Raw genomic sequence first — 14150 nt, forward strand, 5'->3', positions numbered from 1 at the left:
GCCGGACCCGAAGGCCCGGCCACCGGCAGAAGAGACGACACCCAACGTGACTACCTCCATCGACGCTCACGTCCGCCTCGACACCCACCCAACCCATCCCAGCGCCGTGATCGCTGTCCTGACCGGCAGCCAGGCCCGCATCGCTCTCATGGCTCTCGAGGCAGCCGACTGGGCCGTCCTCGCCGACAACGCCCTGGTCTTGGCCCGCATCGACCACGAGGAGCCCTACTGGGCTCAGGACGCAGCCAAGCATCTGTCCGCCGGCGGCATCAGCGTCGAAATCACCCCTCGACTCCTGGAGGCCATGGACGAGGAATGGACCTGGGCGGACCATCCGATGCCGTGGTGCACCCGCAGCGAGATCCGCGAGGTCTCCAACCACGCGCAGAAGATCCACGACGACATCCGCCACGGCCATCTCCTCATCCACGCACACGCCCACGACGGCCACACCACCGTCGCGGTCGGCACGTACCTCGGCCGTGACGGCAAGTCGGTCTACCTCCACGGCGAGGACCACCTGCGCCAGGTCGCCGACACCTTCGACTCACCCGCTCAGGCCCTGCTCGCCTTCGAGGAGGTCCACGGCACCGACATGCGCCCCGGTCCGGCACCCCTGACCGACGCCGAGCGCGCCGCCGTCGAGGCCCGCACCGCCTTGGACCTCGGCGCAGCGAAACCCGGGCCTCACCGCCCGGAGCCGAAGACCGTCCCCGTCTACCTGGCCGATGCAGGCGACCACGACGCCCTCCTCGACTCCTTCCTCGACAGGCACGGCGAGTTCGAGAAGTGGCGGACCTGGTCCGACGAGACAACCCACGCCATCCACGAGTCGCAGACCCTGCGCATCGAGCGCGTTCACGAGGCCCCGGCCCACGAGACCGCGTGGACCGTGGCTGCCTACGAGACACCCGTCTCCGACCGCATATGGGTCCTCACCGCGACCGGCGCCACCCCCGCCCTGGTGATAGCGGAACTTCTGAATCACCTCGCCGACGGCGACGGCTGGGACACGACCACCGGCGTCCCGGTGGACGAGAAGATGGTCACCACGGCCACCCAGCCGCTCTCCGACGCCGGATGGAAGCACACCGTGGACGGGCGATGGATCCGCTGGACATCCCCCGACGGGAACGTGGGCGTCCAGTTCGACGCCTTCACGGCACAACACCCGAATCAGAACCTAGCCACCTGGACCGTCTGGGCCGGCCCCGGACCGGACCGGCCGACCTGGGCCATCACTGCGTCGCCACATACCCCGACTTCACTGCTGGCGGATCTCTCAGAGAACCTCGCCCACGAAACCGGCACCCGCAGCCATCAGGCCACGGGTCGCGCACCAACAAAGGGACTCGCCGTCACATCGCCGACTGCTCTGGCGGTCACGAGCTTTGCAGCCAGCCATAGGCGCTGATCACGGATACGCCTGAAGAGACCACCCGACGACCAAATCTCGCCAACAGACACCCAAGGCCAGCCGATACTGTCGGCCGTCACTCCGCCCCATAAGCTCGCGGAACGGCTCGTGCGCCCGGTCCACGTGCCTCGGCTGCGGAGCTCCACCCGCACGTCGTCCGCCCAGTAATAGCAGAACGCCCTCCTGAGCGCGAAGCCCGAGGCAGGCTCCGGACCCCCAAGAACGGCGAGGGGAGTCTGGCTGCCTACGGACCCCTGGAGCTGCACTCTGCTTGCGACCAGCGGCAAGCAGAACTGAACACAAGCAGCCCAGGGGATCTGGCAACCACCACAGGTCGCCGGATCCCCTGGGCGTACATAAGTCGACGAGGTAGTGGGCTTCGATGTAGGCGACGGTGGAGCCATACGGTTCCCCCACCGGCTTCAACGCGTACCGGCGGAAGACCGCGGCGGTGGCGCGGCGGACACCTCGGTTGCGAGCCTCGGCGTTGTCCCACGACTGCGCGAGGGTGCGCTTGACCACTTGATCGATCTCCTCGGCCAGGTTCCGCTCTGTGATGGTGAGGCCGGACGGTGCGTGATCGTGAATGATTCGCGACAGGACACCCACGTGGTCGTCGTCCAGCACGACGGCTTCGTCGGGGTGCTTCTCAGCGTTCACGATGGCACGGGCGACTCGGAGTGCTTCGGCCAGGAACTCCAGGGCGTCCTGGGCGTTCTGGATGATCCGGTCCCGCAGCTGCCTGATCCGCTCTGCCAGGGCGGTGTACTTCGCGGACCCCGGTTCGACCCCCCTTTCGAGGGCGTCCTTGATCTGGTCCAGGATCTCCGCCGCAGACGGCGGCTTCTTGTCCTCGCTGTCGTCCTTGTCGGACTTGGGGCGGACGAGGGCCAGCAGTTCCTTGAGGATGGCGATGCCCTGGGCGTCGAGGACGAGGGGTTCCTCCTGGGAAGCGACCACAGAGAAGGAGTGGACGTGGGCATTGATTATCTCCAGGACCATCGGTCCCAGCTCGCCCAGGCGTTCCTTCCTCTCTTCGTCGGAGGATCTCTTGAACAGGGTCGTGTACGCGGACCCGAACAGCCCGAACCCCTCCTGGTACTTGGCGATCCGCTTGTCGGTGTTGATGAGCGGGTACAGGCGGGCCAAGAGCCGGTAGTCCTTGGCGAACACCTCGGCGGCGACAGGGTCGGCGTCGAGGAAGACGTTAATGGCTCGTACCGACTCGTACCCGTGGACCGTGAGGTCCAGTCCGTCCACGTTCGCAAACAGGTCTTCGATACGGGCGAAGGTGGTGCGGAACTCGGCGACCAGGTCGGTCACGTCGGTGACGAACCCCCCACCTTTGCCAGCGGTCCCCTCCGCAGTGGGGTCGACGACGGCCCGCTGGACCTCCTCGGCCAGGCTGATGTAGTCCACGACCACACCGGAGGTCTTCACGAACCCGGTCGGGGACACCCAGGTGCGGTTCGGCCGGGTGATCGTCTGGAACAGGTTGTGGGCCTTCAGCGGCTTGTCCAGGTAGAGGACGCCCTCGTTGGGGGCGTCGAACCCCGTCATCAGCTTCGCGGTCACCACCAGGAAGCACAACGGATCGTCCGGGGCGAGGAAGCGCCGCTTCTGGTCCTCCTCGTCGACCTCCGAGAGCCGGTAGGGCCGCATGGCGGCGTCCTCGTCCTTGGAGTCCTTGACGTGGATGTTGACCTCGGCGGTGATCCGGTCATGTTTCCCGACCTCGGCGAGCACCTGTGACGCCTCGAAGCCGGCCAACAGCTCGTTGATTTTGTCGGTATAGGCCACGGCCAGCTCACGGTTGTAGGCGACGACCTGGGCCTTGAGGCCGTTGCGGTAGGCGCCGGCCAGGTAGTGGTCCACGATGTCCTGGCAGACCGTGTGTATCCGTTCGGGGTTGGCGAACACCGAGGTAAGACGCCCGAACTTGCGGGACAGGGTTTCACGGTCGGGGTCGTCGAGGTCGAATTCGTCGGCGAACTGGTCGAACTCAGCTTGCAGCGCCTGGTCGTTCATCTCGAAGGTGACCGGGTGCGGGTCCAGCATGACCGGGACGGTGGCCTCGTCATGCAGAGATCGGGACACCGAGTATCGGTGCAGCACCCTGCCCGGGTCGGTCTCCTCGCCGAAGAGGGCGAAGGTGTCGGTGGCGAGGTTCCTGATCGGGGTGCCGGTCATGCCGAAGAACTTCGCATGCGGCAACGCTGCACGCATCTGCCCGGCCAGAGACTCCTCCTTGGAGGACTGGGTGCGATGGGCCTCGTCAACCAGCACGATGATGTTGCGGCGGGTCGACAGGTTCTTGCCGGCGTCGGCGAACTTATGGACGGTGGTGGAGATAACGCCGCGTACGTCGTCGGCCAGCAGGGAACGCAGCTTCTTGCTGGTGGCGGGCTGGTGGAAGTAGGCGTCCCCCATCGCGGAGGTGAATACCCCCGAGGTCTGCCGGACGAGGTCGGTGCGGTCCGAGAGCAAGATGATCGTTGGCGAATCGGTGCGAGTGTCGGCCAACAGCAGGGAGGCGGCGAACACCATCAGCAGTGTCTTGCCACTGCCTTGGTGGTGCCAGATCAGGCCCTTCTGGCCGTCGGCCAGGACCCGCTCGTGGATCAGATGTGCGGCTTCCATCTGCGGATAGCGGGGCAGATACTTCTTGTCCGCGCCGCCCCCGGAGGTGCTGAAGAGGGTGAAGTTGGCGAGCATGTCCAGGACCGTGGCCGGGGTGAGCAGCAGCTCCACAGAGCGTTGCACGTCGGCCTGCCCGGAAAGGGCCTCATCGTCGGCAGTGGACCGGAACGGCTGCCACAAATTCAGGGGTGCACCGGCGGCACCGAATCGCAGCTTCAGCCCGTCGGAGGCGATGGCGAAGAGGTTGGGGGTGAAGAACCATGGGTACTCGGTGGCGTACACCTCGTTGATCTCGCGGGCGGCGCCGGCCCACCCGGACTTCGCGGTCGGTGACTTCACCTCTACGACAACGAGGGGCAGGCCGTTGACCCAGTAGACGAGGTCGAACCGTCGGGGTGTCTTGCCAGGGATGGTTATGGTCACCTCGTCCGACACGACCAGCGTGTTGGCGATTGGATGCTCGAAGTCGACGAGCTTCAGAGAGTGCCACACCCCGTCGGCGTGCCGGAACTCCTTTTGCCCGCGCAGCAGTTTCAGCACCTGTTCGTTGGCCCGCACCAGCCCGCCCTCGACGGCGTTGACCGTGGCGACGATCTCCTCGACCACGGCGTCCACGTCGAACCCGTCGATCACCTCAGGGTTAAGTCGGACGATGGCGTCCCGCAGGTGGCTGACGATCACCGTCTGCGTCGTCTCACGCGGCAGCGACCTGCCGGCTGCGAAGTTCCAGCCCATTGGCAAGGACCATTGGATCATCAAGTTCTGGAACTCGCGCTCCCGAATGCCCTTTGCCACGTCTCAGACCCCCAGTTCGGCAGACTCAATCTCGATAGTGCGGTCCAGCAACCCCAACAGCAGCCCCGCCCGGACTCGACGGAGACGGGCCTCCTCGGCACGGGTTGCCATGATCCCGCGGGCCACGGCGTCGCACCGCTGGACGTACTCACCCTGCTCTGGAAGCGACGGAATGGGCACCCGAAGAGTACCGAAACCGCGCTTATTGATCTTGACCATCGACTTACTCGTTCCGCCGGCAGTACCGGAGATGCTGGTCCGCAGTTCGCGCGATGACAAAGCGTGCTCCAGGTAGTCCGCGCGAACGCGAGACTCGTCCACACGAAGGCGCCAGATGAGGTCTGGCATGAATGTCCCCGCGGGCACGTTCCTCGCGACGGCAACGAAGCCAACGCGCTCCGGCGTGTTGGCCCGCGTGATGAGTAGGTCACCGTTCTTCACCACATGACTAGGCGAGAACGCGGCGACCTCCGTAACGGTCTTGGCCTCAGAGGTCTTGAACCAACCACGCTGCACTGCGCTGAGCTTCAGGATTCGGTACTCGTCCTCAGCAGAGGCTTCCCCTCCAGCCTGGACGCTCTTACCGCTGTCGATCCCCAGCAGTACGTCGCTGATGGGCTGATGATCCGTGTCTGGCAAGTTAGAGCGCAGCGACTCCAGAAGCCCCTCCAACGCCTCGGATTCAGCATCCAGTGCGGCAATCTGGTCATCAACTGCGTCGAGAATCTCGACAATCCGAGCTTGTACCTCGCGGGGCGGGATCGGGAGTTGGATCTGCAGGAGTTGCTCTGGGTTGAGACGCTTGCGCCGTTGAACTGTCCCGCTTACCCGGTTTTTCATCTCTGCCCACAGCCGAGGTGAGCCACAGACGTGCCTCATCCAGTCGGGCATCAGGTCTGGCCCGAGCGTGAACGTCGGGAATTCGTTGCTGACAACGAATCCGTCGAACTCATCAGGTACTACAGTGATTGGCCCTTCCCACGCAGTCAGTTTTCGCATTACGACCTGGTCGGCGCGCAGGACGTTCATCGCTACGTACTCTGTATCTCCACCGTCGAGTTCACCCTTAGTGATAACCCCCTTCCCTGCATTCAGGACCCCGGCTAGGTGGTAGGTAGTTCCAGGCTTCATCGGTGTGCGCTGGATGTCGAGGCGCATCACTTCCCCGAGCGGACGAAGCGGATAGCCGCTACTCGCCGAAGCCTTCGAACCCTGCGGTGGAATGGCTACCTTGCGACGTGCGGGAGCCTCCAGGTCGCCGAGGCTGATTTGCTGCCAGTCACTCATCGAAGCCCTCGATCCCGGCGGCAGAGAGGACCTCGAGCATGCGCTGCTCGGTCTTCTGGCGCTCGGCGCGGGCGATGTTGTAGGCATCGATGAGGGTGCCGAGATCCTCCTGCTCGGCGGCGGCCTGCTTGATATAGCGGCCGATGTTGAGGTCGTGCCCGTTCGCTGCGATTTCCGTGGCGGGGACAAACCGCGCGGACAGGCCAGCCTCTCCGTTGCCGTCGGAGCCCGAGTGGTAGGCCGTCACCACGTCGGCGATGTCTGTGCGAGTGAGGACGTGGCGGTTCTTGGCTTTGGTGAACCGTGTGGAGGCGTCGATGAACAGCACGCCGTCCTGCCGCCCCAGGGCCTTGGTGCCGGGGGCACGGAATACGAGAATGCAGGTCGGAATCGTCGTGTTGTAAAAGAGGTTCGACGGCAGCCCGATCACGGCTTCCAGTAGGTCGTCGCCCAGGACGCGCCGGCGGATAGCTGCCTCCTGGCCACCTCGGAAGAGGACGCCGTGTGGCAGGACGACGCCGGCACGGCCCTTCTTCGGATCCATGCTGGCGATCATGTGCTGCACAAATGCCCAGTCCGCCGACGACTGTGGGGCGACCCCCCCGATGGCGCGCGGGTCGTTGGTCCAGGGCTTCCACTTCAGGCTGTAGGGCGGATTGGCGACAATCACGTCGAATTGCTTCACGGACCCATCCGGCTTCTTGAAGCGAGGGTCCCTCAAGGTGTCGCCGACCTCGACCTTGAAATCGGTCAGGTTGTGCATGAACAGGTTCATGCGGGCCACACCTGCAGTGTCCGTTACCGCCTCCTGCCCGTTCAGGCTGAGTGTGTACCCCCGGCCGCCGCGGGCCTTCAGAAGGCTCGCGGCGGCAATGAGCATGCCACCAGACCCGCAGGTCGGGTCGTACACCGACTCGTGGTTCTTGGGGTCCAGCAGCTCGATGATCAGCTCGACGACCTCACGTGGGGTGAAGAACTGGCCGGCGCGGGTGCCTGACCCGTCGGAGAAGCGCTTGAGCAGGTATTCGTACGCTCCACCGAGCACGTCGTGGGACATGTTGCCCTCGTGCATCTTGGGGGTGCGGTCCATCGCCCGCATGACCGACGCCAGCACCTCCCCTGGCAGCACCGCTTCGGAGGTCCAGGTCATGGACCCGAACAGACGGGAGAACTTGTCAGGGTTGGCCGACTCGATGGCCTGGAGGGAAGCGCGAACCCGCTGGCCGAGGCCGTGCTGGGCGACGGTGGCGAGGATGGATGACCAAGAGGCGCGGCGCTCGGCGACGGTACCAGGGAAGATCAAGGGGATCTTGAACGTCTGGTAGTTGCTGTACTCGACCTCGTCGGCTTCCTCAGCTGAGAGGTCGAGGTCCTCGTTCTCCTTGAGGAAGATCTGGTGGGTGTGCTCCCAGGTATCCGACAGGTACTTCCAGAACATCAGAGGGAAGACGACCGAGGAGTACTGCGCTTCGGGCATCGCCACGCGCAGCTCGTCAGCGGCGTCCCACAACCGGTTCTCGATCTCCTGCTGGGTCACTACCATCAGTCGGGGGTGTCCTTGCTCGTCTAAAGGTGGCGACCCGAAGGTCGTGGTGTTCCTATCAGTCAGCCCAGCCCGGGGATGCCCGGCGCGCATCCACCGGACACGCCGCCGAGTGGACATGCGCGGGGCGTCGCATCCCTGTGCGGACGACCCGCCAACGATATCCCTCCCCAGGACCACGAAGGACGGCAATCGCGCCCAGCAGGAGACGCTCCGAGACTGACGGAGACGGCGCCACAGCGACGCCGTGGGCTGGCCGCCCGATGGCGCGTGCTCGTCGGCGACCGCCCCTTATGCGACGTCTGGCGCGCCCGCCCTCGTGATCGACAGGTCGCGCCTTCGATCGCGCGCCCGGCAGGTGCATGACTCGGCCCCGATGTGCTCCTGAGGACATCGCTATCTACGCCCTCACCACCGACGACTCGATCCCGGGACACGATCACGACGGGCTCTGGGCTTCAGGCACGCCCCCCGCACTCGCTTGAAATCCCCGCTGACAGGCACCCGGCGCCTCATCAGTTGCCATGAAGTCTTCACTGAGGTTCCCTACGAGTATGCCGAGGCATCTGCTAGCCGTTGAGCACACCAAGATCAGGGCGCTGCGCGAGCAGGCTGGACTCACTCCGCAGGAGCTTGCTGATCGCGTGGGGGTCACCTACCGCGTGGTCGTGTACTGGGAGGAGGGCAGGTATGTGCCTGAAGCCAGGAACGTACGGCGGCTCGCCGATGCTCTGGGCTGCGCCACCGCCGACCTCACGGGTACGCCCAGCGGGTCCGAGACGCTGGTTGACCTCCGCTATGCCGCTGGTCTCACCGCAGAAGAGGTCGCCACTCGTCTTCGCGCGACTGCCGTCGGCCGTGATCTGTTCGTGGACGCGCACAAAGTCCGCAGCCTGGAGCGGGGCCGTCAGGTGTCCGGATGGAACTGGAGGAAGCCGGGGCACACGGGCCGGCTCGTGCAGCAGCTGGCGACCGTGTACGAGGTGCCAGTCCGGATAGTGATGGACGCCTGGATGCGTACGCGGCCGGCCGATGAGCCCCCGCGTCTGCCCGAGCGGGAGCGGCACGGTCCGCCGGCGTCAGCGGTCGAGGGCTGGGAGGGGCTGAATGAACGGCAGCGGGTCTATCTGGGGGAAATCCTGCGCGATGACCAGATGACTGAAACGGAGATGTGGATGCGCCGGCAGAACCAGGTCAGGGTGCCGCCGGCCAAGCAGTGGCGGAAGTTGCCGTTCGCTCTCGACGCACCCTCCGAAGTAGTCGGCCACACGCGCCTTCAGCAGCGCCTGCGGAGCGCTGGCGTCCACGATCAAGGGGCCGGGGCCACCCTCCACTCCCTGGAGCGGCTGGGACTGATCAAAGTGACCAAGGACCGCGTAGAGGTTCCAGGGGTCGGCGAGGTGGACCGGACCCTCGTGGAGATCACGCGCCGCGGCCGTGCCTGCGCCCGCGCTGGGCTTGGAGAGCCCGCGGAGTCGGCGCCTCCCGCGCACCTGCTGTCCGAATGGCTGTGGGGCGTTTTGCTGCGTGTCGCCGCGGCCGGCCCGGAAGGTCTCCACGAGAGCGAGCTGACGGGCAAGTCCCTGTTCTACTTGGCTGTCGGCTATCGGCCGAAGCGCCAGGCGCATCCCAGCAGAGGCTTCATCGAACTACGTCCCCGGATGGCACCGGGCGATACGCACGTCCTCGAGTACCGGTGGCACACCACCGCTCTCGGGCAGCAGCACATTGCCTCCTACCTGCACGTATACACGGAGATGTACCCAGCTGCGGCGTCTCCAGCACAATGATCATTTAGGGCGGTCCGAGACCGTTCCGGGGGCATTGTCAGACCCGTGCTCTACCGTCGTCTCCCGTGACGACCCATGTCGATGATGACGGCTTGACGTTCTCGCATTTCGAGGCGTTCCGCCTGATCAACTTCACCTTCATCAAAGCCTGTCAGACGATCACCGCACCGGACCTGACCCCGAGGGACCGGGCCGAAAAGCTGATGCGGTACCACGGGGACCTGCTCGCCGCGTACGGCCCCGGAGTGCCGCTGTCGTTCGGCGAGTTCCGCCGAAGGCTGCGCGGTCCCGTCGACGGCCTGCTCCCACCGTGGCTGGACCGGTCCGGCTTCGGCGATCTCGACTTTCCAGTTGTCGATGCCGAGGGCTGCGTCACCGGGAACGCCTTCGATCTGCAGTGGGAGACCTCCCAGCTGCACCGGATTTTGAAGCGGCTTCGGCGGATCGGCCGGATGCGGTTCACCGAGGAGCAGCTTCAGGACGAGATCGACCAGGACCAGATGTACGAGATCCTCAAAGGCCGCGGTGACGCCCAGTACGTCAAGGACCGCACCACGCTGGTGGAATGCCCGACCGGCACGGCCGCGGAGCTGAACAAGCGCGGCCTGCCCCTCAACGCGATCGGCTTCTACGAGCCGATCCCCTACCACGCCGTCTACCGCACCTGGTGGTTCCCCTGCACGGTGTGCAAGTGGCCCATGAAGATCAGCAAGCGGATGAGTGCGGGCCGCGAGTACTACCGCGTCGCCTGCCTCTACGGCCGTCACGCCGATACCGGCGCCAGCTTCATGTTCCGGCCCACGTCCGGAGACGCGCCGCAGCTGCATCCGGACAGCCCCGACACCCCGGCTCCGCACGAGGCAGCGCTCGCGCTGGGCACCACCGGTGCCGTGCCGGAGGCGAAGCCGGTTGAGGGGCACCTGGCCCTCAAGCGTGGCGTGTGGCGCTACACCTGCGTGCCCGGCCTGCACGAGCTGCGTCTGCACACCGTTCTGCGGGAGCGGCTGGCCGCCGCACTGGCCGATGTGGACGCCGTCAGGCTCTGGCCGATGAGCGATGCCTACGACCATCACATCGAGGTCAAGGGCCCTGACGGGAGCACGCACGTCTTCACCGTGGATGTGAAGGACTACACCCACGGCCGTGTCCTGGCCGAGAGCCTGCACCGCAACGACGGCGACAAGGGCGGCGCCGAATGGCTCGTCGTTCCCGACCACCGAGCCGACCAGATCCCCCTGCTGACCGTGACCTGCCACAAGTACGGAATGAAGGCCGCGACCATGACCGACTTCGCCAAGATGGTCTGCCAGAGCGCCGGGGTGGTGTGGGCATGAGCCAGATGACTGTCAAAGACGCCTTCGTCCACGCCGCGCTGGCCCTGGCCGCCCACTACTTCCCGCAGCAGGACGACGACGGCAAGCCGCTGGCCTCCTTCCGCCACGCGGCGTTCTTCGCCAGCTGCAAACCCCAGGCATGGGAGAGATGGAATGAGCTGGGCAGTGAGGAACGCCTGCTCGTGGCCGAGGTGATGAAGCTCAGCAACCCCGACCTCGCCGACGAAAAACGGTTCGCCTCCGCCGCGCGGATCCTCCTGGGCGCCATGGACACCGCAGACGAGGAGGACGAGCAGACCACCCTCCAGCTGTTCACCCTGGCCGGTGATCCTCTCACCGCCACCGCGGCCTACCCCCTGCTGGGAGGGGACTACCTCGGCTACGCCAAGAGCCTTCTCGCGCCCTACCGGCGGCCGAGCAGCCGGCGCAAGCCCCACGAGTTCGCAGCTCCCGGCCAAACGTACGAGACGAGTGAGCGCACCGAGGGCAACGAGATCGTCCACGGGCGCGTGACCATCCCCCGCTTTCCCGCTTTCGCCCAGCCTCTCGGCCACGACACGCTTCCCGCCCTCACCACCCGGCCCAACGTTGGCAGGGTCCCGGTCTACGTCCAAGATCTCAAGGACATCGCACAGCTCCTGGACACCCAGTACGAGGACACAGAGGCTGGCCCCTGGTTGCATAAGGTGCTGACGGGCCTGCTCGACCGGGTCAAGGCCCGTGACACCGACACCGTCGATGTGCTGGAGCTCCTGGCCGGCTGCACCCAGATCTTCCACGCGCCCACCGGAACCGGTAAGTCCGTGCTGGTCCGTCTCCTGGGCTCGTGGGCCGCGCTCAACGACTACCGCATCACCCTCCTCGTCCCCGATGTGAAGGCCACGCTCGCCTCCGTCTGGGACATCAGCCGCGACCTTGAGATCCTGCACGAGGCGGGCAGGACCCAGCACCTGGCGACGTGCGCTCCGCTGATGTCGCCGTCTTCACGGCACGAGCGGGCCCTCAAGCACGCCGCCCTCGTCAAGGAGGACCCCGACGCCCCCGGGGAATGGGGCAAGCGAGGCCGCCGTGACGTCGACCACCTCGCCTATGGATGCGCACAGCAGCACTGGCTCGACTCCGCCGGCATCTACCGCCCCGGCAAGGAGAACTGTCTGAGCCTGCGTGGCGGCGGAGAGATGCTGGCCTGCCCCTGGATCCCAACCTGCGGCAAGTTCACCCCCGCTTACCAGGCCGCTGACGCCACGGTGATCGTCACCAACCATCACAACTTCATCCAGGGCAACATGAAGGTGGGCATCCAGATCGACGGCCGCCCGGTCCGGTCCGTCACCGTCCGCGAGTTCGTGCTCCGCGCCAGCGATTTCGTCATCATCGACGAGATCGACGCCTTCCAGGCCGTCGCCGTCGACCGCTGCGCCACCACCGTCGATCTGCACTCGCGGCGCCCGTGGACCGCAGAACCGCAGGTCCTGGACACCGCGGCCAAGCACCTTCCTCTGCGCTTCGAGGACCAGCTCATCGAACCGGTCAGCCACGTCCGGCTCATGGCCGAGTCCCTGCTGACCGGCCTGTGCACCAAGGCATTCCGCCTCAACCACCACGACGACGCCCGAGTCCCGCGGCTGAGGCACGAATACGACTACGAGGGCTGGCGCCTGCCACGCTCCAAGGACCGCGAGCTCATCAGCCTCCTGTTCCCCGAATACCCGGTCAGCGACGGCCAGCCGCTTCCCGCCGAGGCCATCGCCCGGCTCAACGCCCTGGTACCGGCACCCGACCTCGGCGAAGACGACGAGACGGCTCCTGCACCCATGCTCTTGGACCCCGAGTGGGAACGAGTGAGCAGCGTCCTCGGGGCCGTCGTGTCGCCGCGCGGCATCAACCAGCGCGATGCGCTCAAACTCAGGCTCCACGAGGCCCTCGCTCCGATGATCAGCGACGGCCGCACACGCAACCGGGCCATCGACCACCTCCTCATCCGCACGCTGATGAGCGAACTGGACGTGGCGCTCGCCGTTCTGCGCGACACCGCCCAGTCCCTGCGTCACTCCGGGCTGCTCAGCGCCAACCGCATCATCGACTCGATGCGCTCCGGCGGCATCGCCGACGTACTTCCGCACGGAACGATCGGCAGGCCGATCAACGGCTACCGGGTCACCGGCATGAAGAACCCGGAGAAGGACGCCAAGCTCTCCACGCAGCATATGGCCGGCGACCCGCACACCTACGTGTCGGAACTCGGCGGACTCGTCTCACTGATCACCGCCGGCGTGGAACGGCCCATCTTCGGACTCTCCGCCACGGCCTACTTCCCCCAGGCGGTCAAGGAACACGTCCACGCCCCCGTGATGTGGTGGATGACCGACGCCCAGGAAGAATCCATCCTGGTCGAGTCCTCGGCCGTCACCTACGGCAACGGCCACCGAAAGGCCGGAGAACGCATCCCGATCGCCGGCCAGTTTCCCTCCGACAAGCCCGAAGCCCTGCGCGAAATCGGTGAACGCCTGTACGAGACAAAGCTGTCGAGGAAACTCACGCGCCTGGCCAAAACGGAATCGACCCGCACCCGCGCCCGCGTGATCCTCACCGCCAACAGCTACGAACAGTGCGGCCACATCGCCACCGGCATCGCCAAGGCGAAAGGGCTCTCCCACCGCGTGTGCGTCCTCGTCCGGGAAGAAGACCGCCTCAGCAACGTCCGCTACCTCCCCGACCCGTCACTGGTCCGCCGCATCACCGTCGAAGAGGTCGAGGAATTCCCCCAATTCGGCGACATCCTGATCGCCCCCCTGGCTAACATCGCCAGAGGACTCAACATCGTCGTCAATCTCCGCTCAGCCATCCACTCCATCTACCTGTGCGTGAGGCCCCCGCTGATCATCGACGATCCCACCTGGATGTACGGCAGTGTCAACGCCGCAGGCATCAACTCGTTGCCCGCATCCGGTGCGTCGGATCCCGTCCAGGCTCTGCAGACGGCTCGCACCGCAGCACGCGACCACTTGGCCACCATTCTGCGTTCCTCCCCGCAGCTGTCGACCATGGACCTCGTCCTCCAGGAACAGATGGTCGCCGGAATGCTGGTGTCCCTCATCCAGCTCGCCGGCCGAGCACGACGCGGCGGTACCAACATGGAACTGCACTTCGTGGACTACGCCTTCCACGACGAGACGTGGAGCTCCGACCTGGCCAGCATCATCGAACGCATGGCCTCCCGGTGGCTGCCGGAAGAACGCCGACAGATGGCCGAACTATATGGGGAGGCGGTCAACGCCTTCCTGACCTACGCCGGCGTCGACCTCGCCCTCTCCGCATAGCCCAGCGCTTCTTCCCGAAAGAGA

At 65.9% G+C, this 14150-nt stretch carries 7 protein-coding genes; 4 read left to right on the forward strand and 3 right to left on the reverse strand.

Annotation, left to right across the window (positions count from 1 at the left end):
- Positions 1–46: 46 nt before the first annotated feature.
- A complete protein-coding gene (locus ACGF3H_RS28215) occupies positions 47–1414 on the forward strand; it encodes a DUF317 domain-containing protein (protein WP_362491210.1) in 1368 nt (455 codons plus the stop codon).
- Here the strand turns inward: ACGF3H_RS28215 and ACGF3H_RS28220 are convergent, their stop codons facing one another.
- From ACGF3H_RS28220 to ACGF3H_RS28230, 3 genes are read right to left on the reverse strand one after another with little or no spacing between them, the layout of a single operon-like run.
- A complete protein-coding gene (locus tag ACGF3H_RS28220) occupies positions 1415–4852 on the reverse strand; it encodes an HsdR family type I site-specific deoxyribonuclease (RefSeq protein WP_362491212.1) in 3438 nt (1145 codons plus the stop codon).
- A gap of 3 nt (positions 4853–4855) precedes the next feature.
- The gene (locus tag ACGF3H_RS28225; protein WP_362491214.1) at positions 4856–6139 is read right to left on the reverse strand and encodes a restriction endonuclease subunit S; all 1284 of its coding nucleotides are present in this window, start codon (positions 6137–6139) and stop codon (positions 4856–4858) included.
- On the reverse strand, positions 6132–7682 hold the full coding sequence (locus ACGF3H_RS28230; protein ID WP_362491216.1) for an N-6 DNA methylase: 1551 nt from the start codon (positions 7680–7682) through the stop codon (positions 6132–6134). The genes ACGF3H_RS28225 and ACGF3H_RS28230 overlap by 8 nt, the downstream gene beginning before the upstream one ends.
- A gap of 554 nt (positions 7683–8236) precedes the next feature.
- Between ACGF3H_RS28230 and ACGF3H_RS28235 the strand changes: the two genes are divergently transcribed.
- The 3 genes from ACGF3H_RS28235 (at position 8237) to ACGF3H_RS28245 (ending at position 14126) form a co-directional block, all read left to right on the forward strand.
- Positions 8237–9472, forward strand: coding sequence for a helix-turn-helix transcriptional regulator (locus ACGF3H_RS28235; protein WP_362491218.1), 1236 nt, complete (start codon positions 8237–8239; stop codon positions 9470–9472).
- Positions 9473–9564: 92 nt separating this feature from the next.
- On the forward strand, positions 9565–10806 hold the full coding sequence (locus ACGF3H_RS28240) for a hypothetical protein (RefSeq protein ID WP_362491221.1): 1242 nt from the start codon (positions 9565–9567) through the stop codon (positions 10804–10806).
- Positions 10803–14126, forward strand: a complete 3324-nt coding sequence (locus ACGF3H_RS28245; RefSeq protein WP_362491224.1) for a hypothetical protein — start codon at positions 10803–10805, stop codon at positions 14124–14126. Before ACGF3H_RS28240 ends, ACGF3H_RS28245 begins: the two co-directional genes overlap by 4 nt.
- Positions 14127–14150 lie beyond the last annotated feature (24 nt).

The sequence above is a fragment of the Streptomyces sp. NPDC048185 genome, assembly GCF_043202495.1.
In the GTDB taxonomy this organism is placed as follows: Bacteria; Actinomycetota; Actinomycetes; order Streptomycetales; family Streptomycetaceae; genus Streptomyces.

Coding starts and splice junctions, on each gene's coding strand:
- ACGF3H_RS28230 (WP_362491216.1), bottom strand. CDS start 7,682: ATGGTAGTGACCCAGCAGGAGATCGAGAACCGGTTGTGGGACGCCGCT.
- ACGF3H_RS28245 (WP_362491224.1), top strand. CDS start 10,803: ATGAGCCAGATGACTGTCAAAGACGCCTTCGTCCACGCCGCGCTGGCC.
- ACGF3H_RS28235 (WP_362491218.1), top strand. CDS start 8,237: ATGCCGAGGCATCTGCTAGCCGTTGAGCACACCAAGATCAGGGCGCTG.
- ACGF3H_RS28225 (WP_362491214.1), bottom strand. CDS start 6,139: ATGAGTGACTGGCAGCAAATCAGCCTCGGCGACCTGGAGGCTCCCGCA.